Source organism: Bradyrhizobium icense (genome assembly GCF_001693385.1).
Lineage (GTDB): Bacteria > Pseudomonadota > Alphaproteobacteria > Rhizobiales > Xanthobacteraceae > Bradyrhizobium > Bradyrhizobium icense.
The window spans coordinates 3,120,123-3,144,996 of record NZ_CP016428.1; the positions used below are offsets into that span (position 1 = coordinate 3,120,123).

Genomic DNA, 24,874 nt, shown 5'->3' on the forward strand with positions numbered 1-24,874 from the left:
ACCGGATGCTTACAACTTATCAAACGAGCCCGGAAGATTAAGCAAAGTAATCTCATAAGTCGTCATATGATTATTCCAAAGTCCAGGCACGCCGTTCAGCGCCGGCAATCCACCGACGTCCAAGATTTTGGAACCGGGCCGCGGGCGCATACTTTGGAAAAATCGGTCCATCCGCTGCGCGCGAAAGACGGGCAGCAAGCGCCATTTGAGCTTGTGATAAATGGACTTCGAGCTAGTGAGCACGCCTTGACCCAAATCCGATAATGAGCAGTGCTCGGCGGAGATCGTCTCCTATTGTTTTCTGCGCCATGCAGGAACTGGCACCCTTGGCCTTTGCGACTGTCAGGGAACAACCCAAGGATTTGACGCGAGCACTTCTGGCCGCTTTCCCGCGCCAAATCTGTCTTGCAGGCTGCTCGCGCACGTTTCCGATAGGTGGGGAACAGCCGCATGTGGTCACGTCACCGCAGGCCTTGATTATAAAGTTACGAACAGGATCCCGACACGGCGCGGTGCCGAACTCGGTAGTCCCGGAGAAGTGATCGACCATTCCGAGAAGGCGCTCGTTGCTAGTCTCGATCGGCGCACCTTCCGATTTCATATGGATCAGTTTGTGAATCTCGCTGTTCAATTCATCAAGGTCACTGTCGCGAATAGATAGGTGTTCCATCTGCTCTTTGCGCCACAATCCGCCGACGGGATTGAAGTCGACCGAAGTCGCGCCGACAGCCTCAGCCCATCTCACCACAGGCGTCAACTCGTGTGCGTTAAGTCGATGAACGGTTACCTTGATCCTGATTGGGAATCTGTGGCCTGCTCTCTCCTGTTCGGAGACGAGATGCCGCAGTCCGTATTCAATCCGGGCCAAAGACCCTGCAACGCCACGGGCATTGTCATGCACGATGCTCGATCCACTATCCACCGACACGTCAATCTTGAGAGGATGCGTTGCAACTAGCCGTTCTACGAATCGGGTTTTCGAAAGCGTCGATCCGTTGGTAGTCATGAACCAGTCAACGCGCTTGGATCGGCAGTACTCGACGATCTCAAGAAAGTGCGGGTGGATGGTGGGCTCTCCACCCGTAAAGTCGATTGCCAGCGGGCTAGCCAGCTTGGTGAGACTGCTAATGGCTGCTCGCCATTCATCGAACGACATTTCGTCAGAATATTTGTCCATGCGCCAATGTGAGCAGTATTGGCATTTATAATTGCAGCGTTCTGTGAGAATGCACTGAACAAAGGCTGGTTTGGTAACATCCCAGCCGAAGCGGCGGAACATTCGTTCCCGGAAGCTTCGTTCAATGCGAGCAGATCCATGTCTGATCAGGCTGGCAAGCAAATTTTCCTCCCATTCGGGATAGATAATGAAGTGCCATCCAACTGAAGCTTTGGAAGCGCGTCCCAATCGAGCAACTTGTTCGCTTCGCTGATATCGATAAAGTGAAAGTGCCCGAGAAGGGCTCTGAATTTCGCAAGCGCCGATTTCAAGCCGACATATGATCGAAAGACGCGGTGAAGTGGAAGATTCGGTATCAGCGGCTGATCGGGATCAAAATCGCGCGGATGAAAGTATGTCATTGCGTAGTCCGACTTGCTCATCAGGTGCCGGATGAGACCGTAGGGCAGCAGCCGAAAGTATCCCCCTCCCGAAAAGCTGATGCGCCGGCCGAGTACGCAGCCAGGAACTACCGGAAACTGCTTGAGCCGCATGCCGCGCCATTCAAGGGTTACAGGACCGGTGATGTCGAGCGCCGGCTCCCTGCTGTGGGAATGAGAAGACGCGAAAACTGAGGAATCCCATTCCACGCCGTTCTCGGCCAGTACCGAAAACGCCCAAATGCTTTGGCGCGAAATGGAGAATCCGGGAGAGCGGAAAGCACGAACCTGATGGCCGGTGAGGTCTTCCAATGATGCAATGGAAGTGCGGAGATCGTCCATGAATTGCCGTTGCGTCATTTGGTTCACAAGCAAATGACGATCAGAATGCGATCCGATTTCGTGTCCGGCAGCGCTTATTGCCTTGACAACTTGCGGATGGGTCCGAGCGATCCAACCAAGGCAAAAGAAAGTCGCTCTTACGTTGGCCTCATCGAGACATTCGAGAATGCGATCGGTGTTCCTTTCGACGCGGGATTCAAAACGACACCAATCGCCTTCGGAGGCTGTATCCCGGTGCTCAAGAACGTGAAACCAATCCTCGATATCGAATGTCAGAATGTGGACCGATTGGGACATGGGACGATCAAAGACCTCTGCCTTGTGCTACGCGGAACAAACCCAAGCAGATTAGTTTTAGGTCATAGAGTAGCAGTTGGCCGGCTGGCATCCGCAGGACTGCATCGAGGTATTCGTATTCGTCATCCTGCTGGCCATACCGGGCGGTGCCCTTGAGGGCTTGTGATGGGCCGAACAGGCCAGCCTTGATCATTCGTCGCTGGATGTTGCCTTGTGCGGAATCGCGCTGATAATGATGCAGGGCAAGCGGCCGCGGCCCTACTAAGCTCATATGTCCCAGAGCGACATTGATGAGTTGCGGGATTTCATCCAGATAGAACTTTTTCAAGAGATTGCCGAGGAGAGTCCGGCAGGCTGGATCCCACTCTGCCGCATATGCATGCCAGTCGCCATCCAACGCCGCGGCAGCATTGATGTGAGCTATTCTCACCACCCGAAGCTTGTATTTTGGAAAGATCACCCCTCTGCTCACCGCCTTGTAGCTCACCAAGAGGACCGCGTTCGCGGGGCGAAATCATCGAAATAATGCCGTGGGCAATCGCTATGGCGAGAAATAAAGGGGAGACTGCCAAGAGCGCGATAAGGCCAACAGCCAGATCGAACGCATCCTTGGATGGTCGATCCATCAGGTCAAAATGGAGGAATAGGTGCCTATATTTCTCGCGAATACCCGGCGAGGGAGGCACATGGGGGAATGCCTGTGGCGGCTCCGAAGCCATACACTAAAACTCAAAACTAAAATGGTACTGACTGAAACAACGACGGATTGTGGTTCCGCTTCTGGCCTATTGTCAATAGTGCTATTTTCCGGGACCGAAAGCCCCAAGAGGCGGAGTCGGCGGTGGACAATTGGCATCTCGCGATTGATCGCGGTTAGGATATCGCTAGCCGGACAAGAAAGTAGAGCGCCAGCGGCAGTGCCACGTTGGCTATTGGTTGCTCTTAGCCGAAATTCACGAATGGCCCTCTAGCGGGCAAGGCTCAGGTCGCGGCCGATGTCAGCTTCCGACTCTTCTCGGATCAGAAGTGCCGCCCATATTAGCTTTGGCCCAGCGCGCCGATATCGGCATATGTGCTTTCGCGTTGCTATTTAGATGCTAAGCGGACCTGATCAACCGACGAGTCCACGCCCTAATTCGCTGCCGACCGGGTGCGTTTGCGGTTGGACGCTGCCACCTCGGGATAGCCGTGCAGCATCAGCTTGTCGGACTGCACGCCCCAGCTTTCGAGCCGATCCAGAAAGCTCATGCCGAGCAGGTTGGTCTTCATCAGCCCGCGCGGCACTACCAGCGCCGGGACCGATTTCTCGACGAGGCCGCCGACCGCGAGGCGATCGAGCGTCAGCCGCGCCGCCTTGGTGTGGCCGCCGGCGGTTTCGACGTCGACATTGTATTCGAGCATCTCGATCGGCAGGCCGATCGCCTTCGCCGTCTCCCAGGTCAGCACCACAGATGTTGCGCCGGTATCGATCACCATCGGCGCCTTGACGCCGTTGATCTTGGCGTGCAGTGCGAATTCGCCGGCCTTGCCGCGCGCGATCTCCACGGCGGGCGCGGGCTCCAGGCTGCGTTGCCGCAGCATTTTCGATACTGAGTTGCCGGCGCGCGCGATCTGGTCTGGATCGCCATAGGCAACGACGGCGCCGGCGGTGGCGGCGAGCATCGCCAGAACGAGCATGATGCGGATCACTTGGCGCCTCCGCCATTTCCTCCGGCGATCAGCCGCGCTCGCTGCGCGGCGGCATCGGAACCAGGCCCGCATCCACCATGCGCGCCGCAAGCCCTTCCATCACGGCCAATCGCTCCGCCGTTTCCATGCGGTGCCAGCGCGCGATCTCCGGCAACGTTCGTCCGCAGCCGAAGCAGAGTTTGGTTTTGGGATCCATCATACAGACTGCGATACACGGCGTTTCTTTGCTCATTCCTGGATAGTGAAGTGGTTTGCGTCCTTTGCGCAAGCGCTTGCAGCTATAACCCGGTGCCGGCGCTCATGATCGGTTTGTGACGCGGCCGCCGCCTGTCCTCGGCGACTGCGGTGACGGCGGGTTCGGGCTGCAGCGGCGGGGCCTCCTCGGCCATCGGCGCCAGCGCGCTCATCACGCGTTCCGGCGGGAAGGTGACGATGACTTCGGTGCCGATACGCAGCTTCGATTTCAGCGTGAAGGTGCCGCCATGCATGTCGATCAGGCTTTTCGCGATCGGCAAGCCAAGGCCCGCGCCCTGTTCGGCCGATTTGATCGAGTTGGAGCCCTGGCCGAACGACGCCAGCACGATCGGGATCTCGTCCTCGGCAATGCCGGAGCCGGTGTCCTTGACACTCAGATACTGTCCGCCTGAAGCAGTCCAGCCGACCTTGAGCCAGATATCGCCGCCCGGCGGGGTGAACTTGATCGAGTTGGACAACAAATTGAGCACCACTTGACGCGTGGCGCGCTCGTCGCCCCAGATCCGGGGCATACCGTGTTCGAACACCTCGTGAATGGTGATGCCGCGGCTGGTGGCGCGCAGTTTTAGCAGATGGTGGCAATCGGCGACGACATGCACCAGTGACACCGCTTCCTCATTGAGTTCGTAGCGGCCGGCCTCGATCCGCGACAGATCGAGAATCTCATTGATGAGATTGAGCAGATGGACGCCCGAGTTGTGGATGTCGGCGGAATATTCCTTGTAGACGGGCACGGCGTGCGCGCCGAAAATTTCGCTCTTCATCACCTCGGAGAAGCCGAGGATCGCGTTCAGCGGCGTGCGCAGCTCGTGGCTCATCTGCGCCAGAAAGCGCGACTTGGCCACGTTGGCGGATTCGGCGCGGTGCCGCGCTTCGTCCGAGATCGCCTTGGCCTGTTCCAGTTCGCCGATCAGCGCGTCCTTTTCGGCGCGCGCTTCCAGGGTGGCCAGCGTCGTCGAATGGAGCTGATGGGCGAGCAGAGCAAAATAGGCTTCGGCGGCGACCGCAAGCAGCGCGAGCGCATAATTGTCGAAAGTCCCGCCCATCACGAAATTGAGCGCGATCGCAGCCGTCACCGGCGCGGTTGCCGCCACCGCCGCAATGGGGAGCGTCGCCGCCAGCATGCTCGACACCGCAATCACCAGCAGCATCAGGAACATCATCATCGTGTTCGAGACGGTGTCGAGGCCGGCCGGATGGAGCAGGATCGCAGTCCAGCACAGGCCGTAGAGCAGATCGAGCAGCACGAAGCGCGTCTGCCATCGGCGCGTGGCGGCAAGCGTCGGCTGTTCGCCGAGGAAGCGCTTGCAGTTGCGAATGATGGCGGCATGGATGCAGAGCATGCCGACCGTCCAGATCGTGGCCGGCACGGCGTACTTCCAGAGGCCGAACAGCACGCCGGTCGCAACCACCAGCAGCATGACGACGAAGGAGGCAGATACCCGGGTCTGGGCGTATTGCCGGAGCAATTCGGTATCGAAGGCGGGGCGGGTGCCGCTGGTCGACGTTAACCGATCCCGCGCCTCGCGCACCCGCTGCGCCGCCACGCGCCGGGTGTTGATCGCTGGTGCGACCGGCGCTTCTGCCGGAAGCTGGACAACCTCGGGCTTCTCTGCGGGGCTACTCATCGAACAACACAAATCCTGCCCGCGAACCGCGCGGGCTTTTGCATTGTCTATCTGTGCCGCTAAATCATTAAGCGATGACTTAAAGAGCTAAAAATTCTCGTTAACGGGAAGTTAAAATTAACCTGTCGGGCAGATGGAACCCCGCTTCTGATGGGATAAGAAGCGGGGGCTTTGCTCGTTGCCTTAACCTGTTTCTTTAACTCAACGCTCCAGCCTGGCCAAAAGGCTCGACGTATCCCAGCGCTTGCCGCCCATCTTCTCGACCTCGGCGTAGAACTGATCGACGAGGGCGGTCACCGGCAGGTTGGCGCCGTTGCGGCGGGCCTCGGCGATGCAGATCGAAAGATCCTTGCGCATCCATTCGACGGCGAAACCGAAGTCGAACTTGCCCTCGTTCATGGTCTTGTAACGGTTCTCCATCTGCCAGGACTGCGCCGCGCCCTTGGAGATGGTCTCGATCACGGCCGCAACGTCGAGCCCCGACTTCTTGGCGAAGTGAATGCCCTCGGACAGGCCCTGGACCAGACCTGCGATGCAGATCTGGTTGACCATCTTGGTGAGCTGGCCGGCGCCGGCGGGCCCGAGAAGTTTGCACATTCTTGCATAAGCGCCGGAAATGATCGGCTCGGCAGCAGCATAGGCGTCTTCCTTGCCGCCGCACATCACCGTCAGCACGCCGTTTTCCGCACCCGCCTGGCCACCGGACACCGGCGCGTCGATGAACTTGAAGTCGGCCTTGACGGCGGCGGCGTCAAGCTCGCGGGCGACTTCGGCGGAGGCGGTGGTGTGGTCGACGAATATCGCGCCCTTTTTCATGCCGGCGAAGGCGCCATCGGTACCGATCGTGACCGCGCGCAGGTCGTTATCGTTGCCGACGCAGCACATCACGAAATCCTGACCCTCGGCCGCGGCCTTCGGCGTCGGCGCGGTGCGCCCGCCGAACTTGTCCGCCCACTCCTTCGCCTTGGCTCCGGTCCGGTTATACACGGTCACCTCGTGGCCGCCTTTTTTCGCCAGATGTCCTGCCATGGGGAAGCCCATTACGCCGAGACCGATAAAAGCGACTTTAGCCATGTGAGTTACCTTGGAGTTTTCGCCGGCGACGTTGGGCCGGCCGGACGGTGTTTTTTGGAGGAGCCGCACCATACAAGCTGCGCAGGGCAGGGCAACGCCTTCGTTGGTGGGCGAGGGCGGATTCGTGCTAGGATAGGTTCCTCAAGAACCTCACAAAAAAGGGAGTGACATCGCATGGGCGTCAGCGTGGGCGTGCTCGACCATTTCAACATCCGGACCCGCAACCTTGCCGATACGGTCCGGTTCTATGAGGACATTCTGGGCCTGGAAAAGGGCGCCCGGCCCAATTTCGCATTTCCGGGGGCGTGGATGTACAGCGAGGGCAAGGCGGTGGTGCACCTCGTCGATATTTCCAAGACCGACGAGCCGCAAAAGCCCGATTCCGGCGTTGTCCATCATGTCGCGTTTGCCAGCTACGGCTTTGACGGCATGAAGCGGCGGCTGGAGCAGAAGGGCATGGCATACGACTCCCGCCAGGTTCCGGGCGGTGACCTCTGGCAGATCTTCGTCAATGACCCCAATGGCGTCATGATCGAACTGAACTACGAGGCGGCCAAGGAGCAGGCGGCTGCCGCCCCGGCGGAGCGGCGGGACGACGTGGGAGCGAGGTAGCCTTTTGCGCTGAACCGCTCTATGGGTCGCATCGGACTGGCATGGCGCCTTGGAACGAGGCTCCGCTTTCGGACTTGCTCCGAAGCGGGTCGGATCGCGTCAAGAAAGCGCGCCAACACAAGAGAGTAAGGCCCGGTTCTCACTCGGAACCGCAAGGGCTTCAGGAGATGCGCGAGTGAGCGTAACGCAGCAACAGGTTCTCGATGTCCTTGGCCGGGTGGCCTCGCCTCGCGGCGTGCCGCTGACCAATGCCAACGTGCTGTCGGTGATCTCGGTTACCGACGGCAAGGTGTTCTTCTCCATCAATGTCGACGCCGCCGAGGCTAGAGCCTGGGAAAGCGTGCGCGCGCAGGCCGAAGCCGCGGTGCGTGCTATTCCCGGTGTGAGCACGGCGATGATCGCGCTCACGGCCGAGCGCAAGCCCGGATCGCCGCAGGCCGCGCCTGTGGCCCATCGGCATTCGCATGGCGTGCAACCCGCTTCCGCCCACCGCCCGCCGCAAGGCGCGGCGTCGCCGATGTCGAAACAGGCAGAGATTCCTGGCGTTGCCGCCGTCATCGCGGTGGCTTCGGGCAAGGGCGGCGTCGGCAAGTCGACCACCGCGCTCAACCTGGCGCTCGGCCTGCGCGACCTCGGCCTGCGTGTCGGCCTGCTCGACGCCGACATTTACGGCCCGTCGGTGCCGCGGCTCACCGGCATCAACTCGAAGCCGCAGCTCAACGACGATCGCAAGATGATTCCGATCAAGCGTTTCGGGCTTTCGATCATGTCGATCGGCTTCCTGGTCGAGGAAGACACCGCGATGATCTGGCGCGGGCCGATGGTGATGTCGGCGATTACCCAGATGCTGCGCGACGTGGCATGGGGCACGCTCGATATTCTCGTCGTCGACATGCCGCCCGGTACGGGGGACGCGCAATTGACGCTGGCACAGAACGTCCCGCTGAAGGGGGCGGTGATCATTTCGACCCCGCAGGACCTCTCCCTGATCGACGCGCGGCGAGGGCTTGCGATGTTCAAGAAGGTCAACGTGCCGGTGCTCGGCATCGTCGAGAACATGAGCTACTTCCAGTGTCCCGAGTGCGGCACGCGCTCCGACATTTTCGGCCATGGCGGCGCGCGTCATGAAGCGGAACGGCTGGGCGTCCCGTTCCTGGGCGAGATCCCGCTGCACATGTCGATCCGGACCACCTCGGATGAAGGCAATCCGGTGGTGGCGAGCGAGCCTGATGGCCCGCATGCCGCGATCTACCGGGCCATCGGGACCAGGGTCCGCGACCAGCTTCAGGGCGCCATTGCCGCGGCCTGAGGTGGCTTTATCCGCGCCCAATAAGACTTTCGTTTAATCAGTGCAGTCATGCCTTTGTCGCGTTTTCGAACGCGAACTTCCGTGTTAAAGCGCCCCCCGCCAGAGCGCCCCGGATGCCGTGGAATTCGCCCCGCCGGAGTAAAACGCTCGAGGGAATTTGGGAAACGACCCGAAGGAGACTTGAATGAAGCGTCGTGATTTTTTGAAGGTTTCAGCGGCCGGTGCCGCCGCGACAGCCGTTGCCTCGCCCGCGATCGCGCAATCATCGCCTGAGATCAAATGGCGCCTGACATCGAGCTTCCCGAAGTCGCTCGACACCATCTATGGCGGTGCCGAGTACCTGGCGAAGCAGGTCGCCGAAATGACCGACAACAAATTCCAGATCCAGGTCTTCCAGGCCGGCGAACTGGTTCCTGGCCTGCAGGCGCTCGACGCGACCTCCAAGAACACCGTCGAGATGTGCCACACCGTTTCGTATTACTACGTCGGCAAGGATCCGACCTTTGCGATCTTCTCGGCGGTGCCGTTCGGCCTCAATGCGCGCCAGATGAATTCGTGGATGAGCCAGGGTGGCGGCAATGAGCTCGCCAACGAGTTCTTCAAGAAATCCGGCGTGATCGGCTTCCCCTGCGGCAACACCGGCACCCAGATGGGCGGCTGGTTCCGCAAGGAGATCAAGACCGTTGCCGATCTCTCGGGCCTCAAGATGCGTATCGGCGGCATTGCCGGCCAGGTCCTGCAGAAGGTTGGCGTGGTCCCGCAGCAGATCGCCGGCGGCGATATCTATCCGGCGCTCGAAAAGGGCACCATCGATGCCGCAGAGTGGGTCGGCCCGTACGACGACGAGAAGCTCGGCTTCGCGAAGGTCGCGAAGTACTACTACTACCCCGGCTTCTGGGAAGGTGGCCCCACGGTTCATGCCTTCGCCAATCTGGAGAAGTGGAATGAACTGCCGAAGGGCTATCAGGCGATCCTCACGAATGCCGCAGCGAACACCAACGCCTGGATGAACGCGCGCTACGATATGCAGAACCCGGCTGCGCTGAAGCGTCTGGTCGCCGGCGGCACGCAGCTTCGTCCGTTCACCAACGAAGTGCTGGAAGCCTGCCTGAAGTCGACCAACGAATTGTGGGCCGAAATCTCCGGCAAGAACGCGGACTTCAAGAAGGCAATCGACGCGATGCAGGCCTATCGGTCCGACCAGTATCTGTGGTGGCAGGTCGCCGAATATACCTATGACAGCTTCATGATCCGGTCGCGCACGCGCGGCTGATCGGAGCCGGATACCTTTCCCAAATTGCTACAACAAAGCCCGACCTTCGCAAGAAGGTCGGGCTTTTTCGCGTTTCCATCCAATTACTTATGGAAATCTCCAGCCGGATGCTCCATGCTGGTTCCAAGCCTCGACACGAAGGCTGACTGACACAACCAAAAGGGATGAATATGAAGCGAAGAGATTTTCTCAAAGTAACCGGCTTGGGTGCGGCAGGTGCTGCAACGATTGCAGCGCCCGCGATTGCGCAGGGATTGCCCGAAATCAAATGGCGCATGCCGACGAGCTGGCCGAAGTCCTTGGATACGCTTTATGGCGGCGCCGAATTGATGGCCAAGATGGTCGGCGAAGCCACCGATAACAAGTTCCAGATTCAGACATTTGCCGGCGGCGAAATCGTCCCCGGTCTGCAGGTTCTCGACGCCGTACAGAACGGCACCGTCGAGATCGGCCATACCGCGTCATATTATTATTTCGGCAAGGATCCAACCTTCACGTTCGGCTCCGCGGTGCCGTTCGGGCCGAACATGCGTCTCAACCAGGCTTGGTACATGCTCGGCGGCGGCAGGGATCTGCTCAACGAATTCTACAAGAAGTACAACGTGACCTCGCTGCTCGCCGGCAATACCGGCGCGCAGATGGGCGGCTGGTACCGCAAGGAGATCAAGACACCCGACGACCTGAAAGGGCTGAAGCTGCGCATCGGCGGGTTTGCCGGTCGTGCGCTGCAGAAGCTTGGCGTCGTCCCGCAGCAGATCGCCGGCGGCGACATCTATCCGGCGCTCGAAAAGGGCACCATCGATGCCGCGGAGTGGGTCGGCCCCTACGACGACGAGAAGCTCGGCTTCGCGAAGGTTGCCCCCAACTACTATTATCCCGGCTGGTGGGAAGGCGGCCCGATGCTGCTGGCCTTCGTCAATCTCGACAAGTGGAACGCCTTGCCGAAATACTACCAGTCGGTTCTCGAGCAGGCCGGCCACTACGCCAACAACTGGATGATGGCGAAATACGATCAGGCCAATCCGCCCGCGCTGCGCAAGCTAATCGCAGCCGGCGCCAAGCTGCGCCCATTTCCGGCGCCGGTGATGGAGGCCTGTTACAAGGCGGCAAAGGAATTGCACAGCGAAGTCGCGGCCACCAACGCCGATTTCAAGAAGGTGTATGAATCGCTGACGTCGTTCTCGAACAACGGCTATTCATGGTTCCAGGTGGCCGAACTCGGATACGACGGCTTCATGGCGCGTCACTCGCAGGGTTGATTTCGTCGAACCTGCCAAGCAAGCAAAAACCCCGGAGCGAAAGCTCCGGGGTTTCTTTTTTGGGGAAGCGGTTGACTTGACCCGGGGCGCTACTGTTTGGGTTGGCCGAAATCAAGTGGCGGCAACTCGATCTGCGGCACTTCGATCTTGATCGAATTCGGATCGATGTTCGATGCCACGCCCTTGTAGTGCATCACCATCGCCGGGAACATGATGACCAGTATTACCATGATGACCTGGATCACCACGAACGGCACCGCGCCCCAATAGATCTGGCCGGTTGTCACGGGGTCCATGCGCTTGCCGGTAATGCGGTCGATATAGGATTCCTTTGGCGCCACCGATCGCAGATAAAACAGCGCGAACCCGAATGGCGGGTGCATGAACGACGTCTGCATGTTGACGCCGAGAATGACGCCGAACCAGATCAGGTCGATGCCCAGTTTTTCCGCCGCGGGTCCGAGCAGCGGAATGATGATGAAGGCCAGTTCGAAGAAGTCGAGGAAGAAGGCCAGGACGAAGACGAGGGCGTTGACGAAAAGGAGGAAGCCGATCTGGCCGCCGGGCAGGGAGGTCAAGAGATGCTCGACCCAGATGTGGCCGTTCACGCCATAGAACGTCAGCGAGAAAACGCGCGCGCCGATCAGGATGAAGATCACGAAGGCTGACAGCTTGGCCGTCGATTCCGTCGCTTGCCGGATCAGATCCCAAGTCAGCCGGCGCTTGGCAGCGCCGAGAATGAGGGCGCCGGCCGCGCCCATCGCGCCGCCTTCCGTCGGCGTGGCAATGCCGACGAAGATCGTGCCGAGCACCAGAAAGATCAGGAACAGCGGCGGCACCATCACGAACGTCGTCTGCTGTGCCATCGCGGAGAGGAAGCGGAAGCCGGTAAACTTGTGAATGAGCCAGTTCGCCACCGCCACGAAGAAGGCGAACAGGATGCCATAGAACATGCTGAGCACGACATAATCGGCGCCGCGCGATTCCGAATGGCGCATCATGAACCAGCCGAAAACGCAACTGGCGATGAAGAGGACGCCGAGCGACCAAAGTCCGCGGCTGCCATCAGGCTCGCGGAAGCCGACCGCCTCCGCTGGCAGACCCGGAGCAGCCTTGGGAAAGATCATGCTTACCAGGAACGCGTAGCCGGCATACAGAGCAGCGAGCACCATTCCCGGGATGAACGCGCCCTCGTACATGTCGCCGACCGACTTGCCGAGCTGGTCGGCCATCACGATCAGGACGAGAGAGGGAGGAATGATCTGCGCCAGCGTACCGGAAGCGGCGATGACGCCGGTCGCCATCCTTCGGTCGTAGCCATAGCGCAACATGATGGGCAGCGAGATAAGGCCCATCGAGATGACGGAAGCGGCAACGACACCTGTGGTCGCCGCGAGCAACGCGCCGACGAAAATGACGGCATAGGCGAGGCCGCCGCGGACCGTGCCGAACAACTGCCCGATGGTGTCGAGCAGATCCTCGGCCATACCGGATCGTTCGAGTACCAGGCCCATGAACGTGAAGAATGGAATGGCAAGCAGCGTGTCGTTGTTCATCACGCCGTAGACGCGCTCAGGCAGCGCTTGCAGGAAGTCCGGGCGGAACTCGCCGAGCTCGATGCCGACAAAGGCGAAGATCAGTCCAACCGCGCCGAGCGAAAATGCCGCCGGATAGCCCAGCAGCAGGATGATCACCAGCGAGGCGAACATGATCGGCGCCATGTTGGCGATGAGAAAAGCAGTCATCTAGTCCCCCTGAGATCGCGCCCGACGATCAGCGTTTTTCGATCGCCTCGACGAGGTGCTCGACCTCGGCCTCGAGGGCATGCATCTGCGATGCGTGTGGATCCGGAATTAGGCCGCGCATGACGGCGATTCGCTTGATCAGTTCGGAAATGCCCTGAGCGAACAGGAGCACGAAGCCGATGATGATGAGCGATTTGGCCGGCCATTGCGGCAGACCACCGGCATTGCCGGACTGCTCGTTGATTTCAACCGAGCGCATGAAGAATGGACCGCCCGTGATGATCATCACGATGCAGAGCGGCAGCAGGAAAAAGACGTGGCCGACGACGTCGATGATATTGCGGCCGCGCCTGGAAAACAGGTTGTTCACGATATCAATGCGGATGTGCTCGTTGTCGAGCAGTGTCCAGGGCGAGCACAGCAGGAACACTATGCCGAACAGCACCCACTGCAACTCCAGCCAGGAATTCGACGAAACGTCGAAAGTCTTGCGCACGATCGCGTTGACGGCCGAGATGAGCACGGCCACCAGGATGAGCCATGCCAGGCGTTTGCCCGTCCACCGTGTGAACGCGTCGATTCCCCGGCTCAATTTCAAGAGCGATTGCAACGATGACCCTCCCAGACTGACCCCTGCCGTCTTGACCACGCTGTTGGGCGCAGCCGGCTTATCCTGCCGAGCTAGCATGAAGCCGACGCACCAAACCAGCGCGCGCTGCCGCCGTCAATCGGAAGTTTGTTGATATTGAAGGGGAATATATCGCCTGCGGAATACCGTTGCGCCTTGGCCCGGGCGGCAGGCCGGGGGCATGATTTCGTCAACGAGTCATTGTTTGCAGGACCAACTTCTACTGCTGCTTGAGTGGACCTAAATCCAGCGTCGGCAACTCGACCTGCGGCACCTCGATTCTGATCTTGCTGAGATCCTCCGCGCTCACCGGCTTGTCCAGCAACGCGGTAACGGTCCAGGGGAAAGCGATCACCAGCACGACCATGATGACCTGCAGGCCGATCCAGGGGATCGCTCCCCAATAGATGTCGGAACTCTTGACCTCCTTGGGCGCCACGCCGCGCAGGTAAAACAGCGCAAATCCGAACGGCGGATGCAGGAACGACGTCTGCATGTTGACGCACAGCATCACGCCGAACCAGATCAGCGCGGCATCCGCGCCGACCACCGGCGCCAACACCTTTTGCGCAATCGGCGCAACCATCGGCAGGATGATGAAGGCGATCTCGAAGAAGTCGAGGAAGAACGCAAGGAAGAAGATGAACAGGTTGATGAAGATCAGGAAGCCCCAGACCCCGCCGGGGACCGAGGTCAGCATGTGCTCCAGCCAGACGCCGCCGGAGACGCCGAGGAACACCACGGAAAAGCAGGTCGAGCCGATCAGGATGAACACCACCATCGAGGTGATCCGCATCGTCGTCTGATAGCCCTGCCGGATAAGCTCGCGGAGGTCGGGAATCCGCACCGCCTCCAGACAAATCCAGATCACCGCCAGATAAGTGATTGCGAACGCGATCTTGAACAGAAAGCCGCCCGTGTAGAGGATTCCGAGGATCGTTCCGACGCCTGCGGCGACGATGCCGATCAGCAGAATCCTGTTGCCGGCCGCGCTGAATTCCTTGTGGTGTATTGCGGCAAGCACGACAGCGCCGACGGCGCCCATCGCGCCGGCTTCGGTCGGCGTCGCCAGGCCCAGCATCATGGTGCCGAGCACGACGAAGATCAGCACCGCCGAGGGGATGATTCCCATCAGGCATTTTCGCCACAGCGGCCAGCCGGTCAGCGTCAACGCCGACTTCGGTACCGGCGGCACGTGGTCCGGCTTGATGATGCCGAGCAGAAAAGTGTAGCCGGCGAACAGCGCGATCTGGAACAGCGACGGTCCCCAGGCGCCGAGATACATGTCGCCGACCGACTTGCCGAGCTGGTCGGCCAAAACGATCAGCACCAGCGACGGCGGCACCAATTGAGTGATGGTGCCCGACGCCGCCAGCACACCGGTGACGTAGCGCATGTTGTAGCCATAGCGGATCATCACCGGCATCGAGATCAGCGCCATGGCGATGACCTGCGCCGCCACCGTGCCGGTAATCGCGCCGAGGATGAAGCCGACGATGATGACGGAGTAGCCCAATCCGCCGCGCACCGGGCCGAACAACTGACCCATCGAATCCAGCATATCCTCGGCCAGGCCGCATCGTTCGAGGACGGCGCCCATGAAGGTGAAGAAGGGGATCGCCAGCAGCAATTCGTTGGCCAGCACGCTGCCGAAGATGCGGCCCGGGATCGCCTGCATGAAGCTGAAGTCGAAGAAGCCGAGATGGATCGCGAGAAAGCCGAACGAGAATCCGACCGCGGCCAGCGTGAATGCGACGGGAAAGCCGATCAGCATCGCCAGGATCAGCCCGCCGAACATCAGCGGCGGCATCATTTCCAGCGTGATCATTGCATCGGTCTTTCGTACCTGGCGTCGATGGTCACGAGATTCTGCAGCGCGGCGATGCGCTTGATAACCTCCGAGACGCCCTGCAGCGCGAGCATCACGAAGCCTGCGGGCACGACGAGCTTGATCGGCCAGCGCAAGAGGCCGCCGGCGTTACTGGATTCTTCGCCGACAGCGTAGGCCTGCAGAAAGAACGGCCAGGACAGCCAGGTCAGCAGCAGGCAGGCCGGGATCAGGAAACATAGCGTTCCGATCAGGTCGAGCCAGAGTTGGCCGCGTTCAGAGAGCATCAAATAGAAGATTTCGACGCGAACATGCTCGTTGCGCTTGAAGGTGTAGGAGGCGCCGAACATCACGAAGATGGCGAACATGTACCACTGCAGTTCGAGCCAGCCGTTGGAGCTGTAGCCGAACGCGTAGCGGATCATCGCATTGCCGGCGCTGACCGTGCACGCTGCGAGGACCAGAAAGTTACAGAGATTGCCGATCTTTTCGTTGAGCAGATCGATGCCGGCACTGAGCGCTAGCAACGGCCGCATCGTACCTGCCCAGGCGATGGCCACGATGCCATCGCCGACGTCGCGATCGATTGCATCGATCGTCCTCCCCCTTTTTGGCTTCCGCCGTCTTGGATCGCATCATGAAGATGCGGCGGCCTGTCCGGCCATGCTGGCGTGAAGTAGCCGCAGCATTCCAGTGCGCCGTGACACGGTCAATCGGAAAATGCGTGGATGGGGGAGACGAGGGCTGTCCGCCGCAGCGGTAGCTAACCGCCGGTCACGCTCATGTGGCGCGAGACGCTCGGGCGATTATGCCGGCGATCGATGATGAAGTCGTGACCCTTCGGCTTCAGCCCGATGGCGCGATCGATCGCTGCCGAGAGCAGGTCGTCGTCGGCGGAAGCCCGCAGCGGCTTGCGCAAATCGGAGGCATCCTCATGGCCGAGGCAGGTGTGCAACGTGCCGGTGCAGGTGATCCGTACCCGGTTGCAGGATTCGCAGAAATTATGCGTCATCGGCGTGATGAAGCCGAGCTTGCCGCCGGTTTCCGCGATGCTGACATAGCGGGCGGGGCCGCCGGTGTCATCGTCGAGATCGGTCAGCGTGTAGTGCTGGGCGAGGCGGGCGCGCAGCAGCGACAGCGGCACATATTGGTCGATCCGCCCTTCGCCGATGTCGCCCATCGGCATGACTTCGATCAGCGTCAACGCCATGCCCTTGCCGTGCGCCCATTCCATCAGCGAGGGGATCTCCTCCTCGTTCATGTTCTTCAGCGCGACCGCATTGATCTTGACCGCAAGCCCCGCGTCCCGCGCCGCCTCGATGCCGGCCAAAACCTTGTCGAGATCGCCCCATCGCGTGATGGCGCGGAACTTTGCGGGATCGAGCGTGTCGAGCGAGACGTTGACGCGGCGGACGCCGCAGTCGCGCAACTCGGCTGCGAACCGCGCCAGTTGCGAACCATTGGTGGTCAGCGTCAGCTCATCGAGCGCGCCGGTGCCAAGATGCCGCGACAGCGAGCGCACCAGCGACATCACGTTGCGCCGGACCAGCGGCTCGCCGCCGGTGAGGCGGATTTTGCGCACGCCCTTGGCGATGAAGGCCGAGCACAGCCGGTCGAGTTCCTCCAGCGTCAGAAGGTCCTTCTTCGGCAGGAACGTCATGTCCTCGGACATGCAGTAAAAGCAGCGCAGGTCGCAGCGATCGGTCACCGACACGCGCAAATACCGGATGGTCCGGCCGAAGGGATCGACCATCGGACGTATCAGCTGATCGGGTGACGGGGAGCCGCTCATTCAAACTGCCTTCAAAGGGGGCCTCTGCCCGCTGGGTTCGCTAGCATAATCTAGGCACCTTGTAAGGCGCCTACAATCCGCAACCTTTCGGAGGCCGTCGGCGGCGAGGCAAAATCGCCGGGATTGCAGATCCACTGCTAGCGTCATAATCGCTGGTGACGAACCATAGGAGCGCCGCGATGGTGCTACAACAGATGCTGGCAGAAACTTAAAGAATGGCAGGCGGCGAGGGCCTGGCGGTTCAATAATAGTTGAAAAATCAAATAGTTAAGTTGGCAAAGCGACCGCGGAGCCCACCCACGGCGGCCGGCAATTCGCGCATATGCCCGATCAGCCGGTCAGGCTTGAGCTGGGCAATCGGAACATCGGTGTAACCGAATTCGACACCGATCACGGGAACGCCGGCCCGCCTGGCGACGCCGACGTCAGGTCCCGCGTCGCCCACCATGATGGTCGCGCCAATGTCCCCGCCGGCGCGCGCTACCGTCTGCTGCAGGATCACGGGGTCGGGCTTGGAGACGCCGAACGTGTCGGCGCCGCAGATCGCGGCGAACCGTCCGCTCAAGCCCAGTTCGTCGAGCAGCCGCTTCGACAGCCATTCCAGCTTGTTGGTGCAGACCGCAAAGCGACAGCCCTGCGCCTCGAGGTCGTCGAGCGCGGCCTCCAGCCCTTCGAAGGGGCGCGATTCCACGGCGATATGGGCGGCGTAATAATCGATAAAATCCCGGGTAAGGCGATCGACGTCGTCGGCGCTCGCGGCACGGCCTTCCAGCTCCAGCCCGCGTTCGATCAGCTTGCGGGCGCCCGCGCCGATCATGTTGCGCGCGGCACGCAGCGGCACCGGCGGCAATCCTTCGCGATCGAGCACGAAATTGAGGGCGGCGATCAAGTCGGGCGCGGTGTCGACCAGCGTGCCGTCGAGGTCGAAGACTACGGTGCGGGGAAGGCTCATCCGGAATTCGCTATCCGCAGGCGCGCCTTCATGCAAGTAGGGAAGGCCGCTCGGCGGCAAATCTCCGAGGATAACGACGCTTATTCGCTGCCGTCTGTGGCATCCGCTCCTATTGTCACGGCAGGTTACGGCCGTCCGCCAATCCCACCCGCGCATTCTCTTCGGGGCTTGCATTCCAATAGCCGAAGCTTTCCGCGGTCGCGAGGGCCTGACGGACTCTCTCGGGCGATATCGAACTGGTGCCCGGTGCGGCCACGCTGGCCGGCACGCTGATCGCTTTCAAAAGGCCCGCGAGCTTCGGCGTCGTCACGATGATCGATACCGCGGGTTCGGAGAAGCGATTGCGAAAGGCGTGCCGTGCGTTGGGAGGCACGTGAAATACATCGCCCGGCCGAATCCTCAGCCATGTGAAATCTCCGGCCGCTTCCGAAAGCCCCTCGAACTCGCCCGAAATTTGCACGAACGTTTCCGGGTCGTCATGGCTGTGAAGCGGGATGAACGCACCCGGCGGGACGGTGCCTCGCATGATGCATGGTGATATCTGCGTTTCCGTCAGGAATTCTATCGTCGGTCCGAGGATCTCGAAGTGTTCGAGGTCCTGCCAATTCACCAGATGTGCGATCGGCCTGTTCTGCGTGTCCTGATTCTGCATGAAATTTCTCCCGGTTATTGTTTCGGATCGGGCGTCATCAACTGGCGACTATCCGCGTCGACCACGAACACGACGAGCAGTTGCACCGGAACCACGGTCCTATTGCCGATGATAGGGAGGGCGCGCGCTTCCGGCTTGGGCAGAAGTGAACAAAGATTTGGGAACGAGTGCACAGCGGCGGGATTTTCTGCGAACGCGCAGCGCCGGCCAGGCGATGAGGTGCATGTGAGTTCCGCTCCGAACCAGATGCGGTTTCGTTTCTCGACACGCGGGCTGACGCCGGCGCAGCGTCTGCCGGCCTGGTACCAGGTGTTTTGCCGATCGGCCTCACGGCGTTATTGCCAGGCGCTCGACGCGAGCTGTCACGCCGACATGCAGATATGGACGTTTGGGCCCGGCGAAGCCGCCCACGCCTCGGATGTGCACGTCCGGGTCCAGTGGACCACGCTCACGCACGGCATCGAAACCCAACGCGCGCGTGAGCTTCTGAGCGATGGCAGCGATGATCTGGTGCTCACGATTCAGCAGGCCAATGGAACCGCGGTCTCCCAATGCGGCAGGGAAGTGATTGCCGGAGCGGGCGCAGGAGTCCTGACGTCGAACGCCGACGTCAGCGCGATGGCGTTTGGCGGACCGGCGAAGTTCGTCAGCATCGCGCTGTCGCGCAGGATGATCATGGCGCTGGCGCCGGGCGCGGAGGATGCGATCGCAAGGCCCATGCATCTGGACTCCGCCGTGCTGCCATTGCTCGTCAACTATCTCGGCATCCACGATGATCAATCCGCGGTGCAATCCCCTGACGTAGCGCGGACGGTATCGCTGCATATCCACGAGCTCTGCGCGCTCGCGATCGGCGCCTCGCGCGATGCGGCCGAGCTCGCGAGAGGACGCGGACTGCGCCAGGCGCGACTGCAGATGCTGAAGGACGATATTGCGAAAAACCTGACACGCGGGCCGGTGAGCGCCGCGGATCTCGCCCGGCGCCATCGCGTGACACCGCGCTACGTGCACAAATTGTTCGAGAGCGAAGGGGTCTCGCTGTCGCACTTCGTCCGGGCTCAGCGGCTGGCGCTGGTGCATCGTAATCTTACCAACCCGAACCTTGCGGGCCGCACCATCGGCACGCTGGCGTTTGAAGCCGGCTATAGCGATCTATCCACCTTCAACCATGATTTCCGCCGTCACTATGGAGTGACCCCGTCCGCCCTGCGCGCGGCCGCCAATGGCGCCGGCAAGGCCGGGCCTTGGTAACCGTGGCCCGTTACCCCCGGAATCGGCATTTTCGGCGGCAAACGGCGCTGTCCCTCGGCCCGAAACGACGCTAGATATGCGCCCGCCGGATCGGCGGTTTTTCAGGTTTGTTCGGGGGGAATGTCAGCACGTGGATATGGATGGACTTAAGCGGCAAGCGGCGGCACAGGCGCTGGAGCATGTCCAGGATGGCATGAAGCTCGGGCTCGGCACTGGCTCGACCGCCAGGCATTTCGTCGAACTGCTTGGCGAGAGGGTTGCCGGCGGGATGAAGGTGATCGGCGTGCCGACCTCGGAAGCGACCCGCGCCCAAGCCGAAGCCTGCAACATTCCGCTGACCACGCTCGATGAAGTCGACCGGCTCGACCTTACCGTCGATGGTGCCGACGAGGTCGATCCCGCCCTCAATCTGATCAAGGGCGGCGGTGGGGCGCTGCTCCGGGAAAAGATCGTGGCGGCGGCGTCCGATCGCATGATCGTGATTGCCGACGATACCAAATGGGTCGATGTTCTCGGCCGGTTCCCCCTACCTGTAGAGGTGATTCCGTTCGGGCTGGCCGCCACCCAGCGGGCCATGGCCGCCGCATTTGCCCAAAGCGGCGTTTCCGGGCAAATGGGTCTCCGCAAGGGCAGGGACGGCCACGTTTTTGTCACCGATGGCGGCCACTGGATTGTCGATGCCCATCTCGGGCGCATCGCCGATGCGCCCCGTCTGGCGGGCCTGTTGAGCCTGATCCCGGGTGTCGTCGAGCACGGGTTGTTCATTGGCCTGGCCAGCACCGCCGTCCTGGCAGGTGCCCAGGGAATTCGCGTAGTTGAGCGGCGGTAACGCCGGTAATCGAGGAGAATTGGAATGAAGAGGCTTTCACGGATTTTGTCGGCTGCCGGCCTTGCGATGGGATTGGCGCTGACCGCCGTACCGGCCGACGCGCAGCAAAAGAACGCGCCGGCAGCACCTGCGGCCACACCACTCAAGCCCGGTTCGCCGGCGGCGATCGCCGCCGCCAAGGAAATCCTGACGATGAAGAACGCGGCAGCGATGTATGCCAACGCCGTTCCCAATCTCGTCGAGCAGACCAAGAACGTGCTATTGCAGAGCAATCTGAACTACCAGAAGGACCTCAACGAGGTCGCCGTGATCGTGGCCAAGAATCTTGCCGGCCGCGAAAAGGAGATCGGCGAAGGCATGGCGCAGGTCTACGCCAACGAGTTCACCGAGCAGGAGTTGAAGGACCTCGTGACCTTCTACAAGTCGCCGCTCGGACAGAAGCTGCTCGCGGCCGAGCCCCGTGCCATCCAGTTCAGCATGTCCTACATGAACCAGTGGGCGCAGGCCTTTGCCGAAACCATCAACGGCCAGTTCCGTGCCGAGATGAAGAAGCGCGGCAAGGATATCTGATCTTCAAGCGAAGCATGCCCTCGGATTTGATCCGAGGGTGGACTTCCAGAAGCGGCTTCGGGCGGGGTTGAGATGGCTGAGTTCGACGTCGATCTGTTCGTCATCGGCGGTGGTTCGGGCGGCGTTCGCGCCGCCCGCATCGCCGCCGGCCATGGCGCAAAGGTCATGGTTGCCGAAGAATACCGGATGGGCGGCACCTGCGTAATCCGCGGCTGCGTGCCGAAAAAGTTGTTCGTGCTCGGCTCGCATGTCCGCCATGAGATCGAGGATGCCGCAGGCTTCGGCTGGACCATTCCCGAAGTCTCCTTCGACTGGACGACGCTGGTCGCCAACAAGGACAAGGAGATCGCCCGCCTCGAAGGCATCTACGCCGCCAACGTCGAGAAATCAGGCGCGCGCATTGCGAAAACCCGCGCGGTGCTGGAAGACGCCCACACGCTGCGCCTGTTGACCGGCGAAACGGTCACCGCAAAATATATCCTGATCGCGACCGGTGGCGCGCCCAACCATGGGCGGGAGATCCCCGGCATCGAACACGTCATTTCCTCCAACGAGGCGTTTCACCTCACCGAACTACCGAAGCGCATCGTGATCCAGGGCGGCGGCTATATCGCGCTGGAATTCGCCGGCATCTTTGCCGGCTTCGGCTCCGACGTGACGGTGATTTATCGCGGCGACAACATCCTGCGCGGTTTTGACGAGGACGTCCGCCAGCACGTGCGCGCCGAGATGGAGAAGCAGGGGATTACGATCATCACCGGCTGCACCATCGATAAAGTGGACAAGCACGGCAATGAGTACACCACGCATCTATCCAGCGGTTCGAGCATTGCCTCGGAGAAGGTGATGTTCGCAATCGGCCGACACCCGAACGTCGCCAATCTCGGGCTCGAGAAGGCCGGCGTCGCCATCAACCCCGCCAACGGCGGCATCGCCGTCGATGAGTGGTCGAAGACCTCGGTCGACAACATCTTTGCGATCGGCGACGTCACCCATCGCCTCAATCTGACGCCGGTCGCGATTCGCGAAGGCCATGCCTTCGCCGACACCGTGTTCGGCAAGCGCCCGGTGCAGGTCGATCATGCGACGATTCCGACCGCGGTGTTCTCGCAGCCTGAAGTCGGCACCGTGGGCCTGACCGAAGCGCAGGCGCGCGCACAAGTAAGCCACGTCGACATCTACAAGGCCGATTTCCGCCCCATCAAGGCGACGATGTCCGGTCGCGACACCCGCGTGCTGATGAAACTCGTGGTCGACGGCACGACGGATCGCGTGCTCGGCTGTCACATCGTCGGCGACACGGCGGCCGAGATCGTCCAGGCGGTCGCGATTGCGGTGAAGATGAAGGCGACCAAGGCCGATTTCGACGCGACGATCGCGCTGCATCCGACGGCCGCGGAAGAACTGGTGACCATGCGGACGCCGACGGCGAGGCATGTAAGGCAGGCCGCGGAGTAGGGACAGACGCAGACAGTCCGAAGGGCGCTTCCACGGACCATGCGGAATTTTCCAGGGCCGGCCCGCTTGAAATCTGACGATATCCCTCCTATGATATCCTTGAATTTGATGATATCACGGAGGCGGTAATGTTGGTGTCCAAATGGGGCAACAGCCTTGCGGTCCGCTTGCCCAAGAAACTGGTCGAGGCATTGAAACTCAGCCCCGGCGACGAACTGGATGTGGTCGCGGCCTCCGAGAGCAGGATCGCAGTCGAGAAAATCGACAAGCGCGCCGAATTCCTACGACAGGCGGAGGCGTTCCGCTTTCCCTTGCCCGAAGGCTACAAGTTCGACCGCGACGAGGCCAATGAGCGGTGAGCGCGTTCTTCGACAGCAATATTCTGATCTACGCCTTCTCGACCGACACTCGCCGCGAACGCGCACTGGCCGTGATTGCCGGCGGCGGCGTCATCAGCGTGCAGGTGCTGAACGAGTTCACCAACGTGTTGCGCAAGAAGCAAAAGCAGGATTGGCCTGTGATCGAAGCGGCGCTGCATTCCCTGCGCTTCCGGTTTCCCGACATCGTGCCGTTGACCGCTGACACTCACGCTGCCGCACTAGAGCGTGATGACATTAGGTTTGTTCATATCCGGCGTTGGCGAAGTAATTGGCGCACTCGGCCGGTGAGACAGTATCGAGGATCGGGGCGATAGCATTGTAGACGGTTTCGGTGGTTCGCTGCGCGGCTTTACGCAGGCAGTGTTTGAACTTGGCGAAGAACTGCTCGATCGGGTTCAGATCGGGCGAGTACTTCGGCAGGTAGAAGAGCCGGGCGCCGGCGGCGCGGATGGCATGGCGAACGGCCTTAGCCTTGTGCGAGCCGAGATTGTCCATGATGACGATGTCACCGTGCCGCAGCGTTGGAACCAGCACCTTCTCGATGTAGAGACGGAAGGCTTCGCCATTGATCGGTCCCTCGATGAACCACGGTGCGGTGATACGATCGTGGCGCAAAGCGGCCATGAAGGTCATGGTGTGCCAGCGGCCATGCGGCACCTTGGATTTAATGCGCTGACCGCGTGGCGCCCAGCCCCGCAGCGGCGCCATATTGGTTTTGGTCCAGGTCTCGTCGATGAACACCAAGCGAGTGGGATCGATCCGATCTCGATACTTGGTCCACTGCGCCCGCCGACGTGCGACATCGGGACGGTCCTGCTCGGCGGCAATCAACGTCTTTTTTTGTAACTGAGCTTCTCAGCGTGGACGAACTCCCACATCGTGCGGTAATCGACCTTAAGGCCACGCTCGGCGAGTTCGGTCACCAGCCCGCGCACGGTGAAATCTGTCTCTCGACATCGTTGCACCAGCCATTCGCGGTGCGACCCCTCAATCTTCTTTGGTCTATAGCCGCCGATCTGATCCGGCTTGACGCTGCCAGTCTCTCGGAACCGCCGTACCCAGTTGATCGCCGTGCTGATGCCCACCCCAAATTGGGCTGCCGCCTGATGCCGTGACAGGCCGCCTTTGATGACAGCCCTCACCACTCGCTCGCGAAGATCGTCCGAATAAGGTCGTCCCATCCATGCTGGCCTCCTTCCCAGCCGGCATGTTGAATCAGAACCGACCTGATTTGGGAATCCTCAATCGATTCAAACTAGACCCATCCCGCTCTAGGGTTCGCGCGCGAACATGGCCTGGCATTCTACGATGCGCTCATCGTTGCCGCAGCCACCGAGGCTGGCTGCGACACTCTCTACAGCGAAGATATGCAGCACGGCCGCGCGATTGCCGATCTGACGATCTGCAATCCGTTTGGCGAGAGCGCGTAGCAGCTAAGCCTTGGCGAATTTGGCA

25 protein-coding genes are annotated in these 24,874 nt (G+C 61.0%); 10 read left to right on the top strand and 15 right to left on the bottom strand.

Annotated features, from left to right (window positions below; translation table 11 throughout):
• Positions 1 to 232: 232 nt before the first annotated feature.
• From LMTR13_RS14555 to LMTR13_RS14585, 7 genes are all read right to left on the bottom strand, one after another.
• Complete coding sequence (locus LMTR13_RS14555; protein ID WP_156795626.1) at positions 233 to 1,339, bottom strand: radical SAM protein; 1,107 nt, start codon at positions 1,337 to 1,339, stop codon at positions 233 to 235.
• A complete protein-coding gene (locus LMTR13_RS14560) occupies positions 1,324 to 2,235 on the bottom strand; it encodes a polysaccharide deacetylase family protein (protein ID WP_065728475.1) in 912 nt (303 codons plus the stop codon). The genes LMTR13_RS14555 and LMTR13_RS14560 overlap by 16 nt, the downstream gene beginning before the upstream one ends.
• A 7-nt stretch (positions 2,236 to 2,242) precedes the next feature.
• Positions 2,243 to 2,722, bottom strand: coding sequence for a sugar transferase (locus LMTR13_RS14565; protein WP_197521106.1), 480 nt, complete (start codon positions 2,720 to 2,722; stop codon positions 2,243 to 2,245).
• Between the two features lie 644 nt (positions 2,723 to 3,366).
• A complete protein-coding gene (locus LMTR13_RS14570; protein ID WP_065728477.1) occupies positions 3,367 to 3,924 on the bottom strand; it encodes a TIGR02281 family clan AA aspartic protease in 558 nt (185 codons plus the stop codon).
• Between the two features lie 28 nt (positions 3,925 to 3,952).
• Positions 3,953 to 4,156 carry a DUF1289 domain-containing protein gene (locus LMTR13_RS14575; RefSeq protein ID WP_065728478.1) on the bottom strand — a complete coding sequence of 68 codons (204 nt, stop codon included), beginning with the start codon at positions 4,154 to 4,156 and terminating at the stop codon, positions 3,953 to 3,955.
• A 46-nt stretch (positions 4,157 to 4,202) separates the two neighbouring features.
• Positions 4,203 to 5,807 (bottom strand): sensor histidine kinase, encoded by a 1,605-nt coding sequence (locus tag LMTR13_RS14580; protein ID WP_065728479.1) that lies wholly within the window; start codon positions 5,805 to 5,807, stop codon positions 4,203 to 4,205.
• 201 nt (positions 5,808 to 6,008) lie between these two features.
• The gene (locus LMTR13_RS14585; RefSeq protein ID WP_065732691.1) at positions 6,009 to 6,881 is read right to left on the bottom strand and encodes an NAD(P)-dependent oxidoreductase; all 873 of its coding nucleotides are present in this window, start codon (positions 6,879 to 6,881) and stop codon (positions 6,009 to 6,011) included.
• Positions 6,882 to 7,055: 174 nt separating this feature from the next.
• Here LMTR13_RS14585 and LMTR13_RS14590 point away from each other — a divergent pair, with 174 nt between their 5' ends.
• From LMTR13_RS14590 to LMTR13_RS14605, 4 genes are all read left to right on the top strand, one after another.
• Positions 7,056 to 7,493, top strand: a complete 438-nt coding sequence (locus LMTR13_RS14590) for a VOC family protein (RefSeq protein WP_065728480.1) — start codon at positions 7,056 to 7,058, stop codon at positions 7,491 to 7,493.
• Positions 7,494 to 7,668: 175 nt separating this feature from the next.
• Complete coding sequence (locus LMTR13_RS14595; RefSeq protein WP_065728481.1) at positions 7,669 to 8,802, top strand: Mrp/NBP35 family ATP-binding protein; 1,134 nt, start codon at positions 7,669 to 7,671, stop codon at positions 8,800 to 8,802.
• A 184-nt stretch (positions 8,803 to 8,986) separates the two neighbouring features.
• Entirely contained in the window at positions 8,987 to 10,075 is a 1,089-nt protein-coding gene (locus LMTR13_RS14600) for a TRAP transporter substrate-binding protein (protein ID WP_065728482.1), read from the top strand.
• A gap of 170 nt (positions 10,076 to 10,245) precedes the next feature.
• Positions 10,246 to 11,334 carry a TRAP transporter substrate-binding protein gene (locus LMTR13_RS14605; protein ID WP_065732692.1) on the top strand — a complete coding sequence of 363 codons (1,089 nt, stop codon included), beginning with the start codon at positions 10,246 to 10,248 and terminating at the stop codon, positions 11,332 to 11,334.
• 89 nt (positions 11,335 to 11,423) lie between these two features.
• On the opposite strand, the gene LMTR13_RS14610 is transcribed toward LMTR13_RS14605, so the two are convergent.
• The 7 genes from LMTR13_RS14610 to LMTR13_RS14640 form a co-directional block, all read right to left on the bottom strand.
• Positions 11,424 to 13,079, bottom strand: coding sequence for a TRAP transporter large permease (locus tag LMTR13_RS14610; protein WP_065728483.1), 1,656 nt, complete (start codon positions 13,077 to 13,079; stop codon positions 11,424 to 11,426).
• A gap of 28 nt (positions 13,080 to 13,107) precedes the next feature.
• On the bottom strand, positions 13,108 to 13,689 hold the full coding sequence (locus tag LMTR13_RS14615) for a TRAP transporter small permease subunit (protein ID WP_065732693.1): 582 nt from the start codon (positions 13,687 to 13,689) through the stop codon (positions 13,108 to 13,110).
• A gap of 238 nt (positions 13,690 to 13,927) precedes the next feature.
• A complete protein-coding gene (locus tag LMTR13_RS14620; RefSeq protein WP_065728484.1) occupies positions 13,928 to 15,535 on the bottom strand; it encodes a TRAP transporter large permease in 1,608 nt (535 codons plus the stop codon).
• A complete protein-coding gene (locus LMTR13_RS14625) occupies positions 15,532 to 16,071 on the bottom strand; it encodes a TRAP transporter small permease subunit (RefSeq protein WP_065732694.1) in 540 nt (179 codons plus the stop codon). Before LMTR13_RS14625 ends, LMTR13_RS14620 begins: the two co-directional genes overlap by 4 nt.
• Before the next feature lie 227 nt (positions 16,072 to 16,298).
• Complete coding sequence (gene moaA, locus LMTR13_RS14630) at positions 16,299 to 17,327, bottom strand: GTP 3',8-cyclase MoaA (protein WP_065728485.1); 1,029 nt, start codon at positions 17,325 to 17,327, stop codon at positions 16,299 to 16,301.
• 259 nt (positions 17,328 to 17,586) lie between these two features.
• The gene (locus tag LMTR13_RS14635; RefSeq protein ID WP_065732695.1) at positions 17,587 to 18,279 is read right to left on the bottom strand and encodes an HAD family hydrolase; all 693 of its coding nucleotides are present in this window, start codon (positions 18,277 to 18,279) and stop codon (positions 17,587 to 17,589) included.
• A gap of 115 nt (positions 18,280 to 18,394) precedes the next feature.
• Complete coding sequence (locus LMTR13_RS14640; RefSeq protein WP_065728486.1) at positions 18,395 to 18,931, bottom strand: cupin domain-containing protein; 537 nt, start codon at positions 18,929 to 18,931, stop codon at positions 18,395 to 18,397.
• A gap of 225 nt (positions 18,932 to 19,156) precedes the next feature.
• Here LMTR13_RS14640 and LMTR13_RS14645 point away from each other — a divergent pair, with 225 nt between their 5' ends.
• From LMTR13_RS14645 to LMTR13_RS39280, 6 genes are all read left to right on the top strand, one after another.
• Positions 19,157 to 20,182, top strand: a complete 1,026-nt coding sequence (locus tag LMTR13_RS14645; protein WP_236843391.1) for an AraC family transcriptional regulator — start codon at positions 19,157 to 19,159, stop codon at positions 20,180 to 20,182.
• 130 nt (positions 20,183 to 20,312) lie between these two features.
• Positions 20,313 to 21,011: a ribose-5-phosphate isomerase RpiA gene (gene rpiA, locus LMTR13_RS14650; protein WP_156795627.1), complete on the top strand. Its 699-nt coding sequence runs from the start codon at positions 20,313 to 20,315 to the stop codon at positions 21,009 to 21,011.
• 24 nt (positions 21,012 to 21,035) lie between these two features.
• A complete protein-coding gene (locus LMTR13_RS14655; RefSeq protein ID WP_065728489.1) occupies positions 21,036 to 21,581 on the top strand; it encodes a DUF2059 domain-containing protein in 546 nt (181 codons plus the stop codon).
• 72 nt (positions 21,582 to 21,653) lie between these two features.
• Positions 21,654 to 23,039 carry a glutathione-disulfide reductase gene (gene gor / locus LMTR13_RS14660; protein WP_065728490.1) on the top strand — a complete coding sequence of 462 codons (1,386 nt, stop codon included), beginning with the start codon at positions 21,654 to 21,656 and terminating at the stop codon, positions 23,037 to 23,039.
• Positions 23,040 to 23,167: 128 nt separating this feature from the next.
• Positions 23,168 to 23,398 (top strand): AbrB/MazE/SpoVT family DNA-binding domain-containing protein, encoded by a 231-nt coding sequence (locus LMTR13_RS14665; protein WP_065728491.1) that lies wholly within the window; start codon positions 23,168 to 23,170, stop codon positions 23,396 to 23,398.
• Positions 23,395 to 23,733: a PIN domain-containing protein gene (locus LMTR13_RS39280; RefSeq protein ID WP_083219050.1), complete on the top strand. Its 339-nt coding sequence runs from the start codon at positions 23,395 to 23,397 to the stop codon at positions 23,731 to 23,733. Before LMTR13_RS14665 ends, LMTR13_RS39280 begins: the two co-directional genes overlap by 4 nt.
• Here LMTR13_RS39280 and LMTR13_RS39285 read toward each other — a convergent pair.
• Positions 23,654 to 24,600, bottom strand: a protein-coding gene (locus LMTR13_RS39285; RefSeq protein ID WP_197521107.1) for an IS630 family transposase whose coding sequence is annotated in 2 segments (ribosomal slippage) — positions 23,654 to 24,259 and positions 24,262 to 24,600 — 945 coding nt in all. Because the reading frame shifts where the segments join, the coding sequence is not laid out codon by codon here. The two genes, LMTR13_RS39280 and LMTR13_RS39285, sit on opposite strands and share 80 nt — an antisense overlap.
• Positions 24,601 to 24,874: the final 274 nt, after the last annotated feature.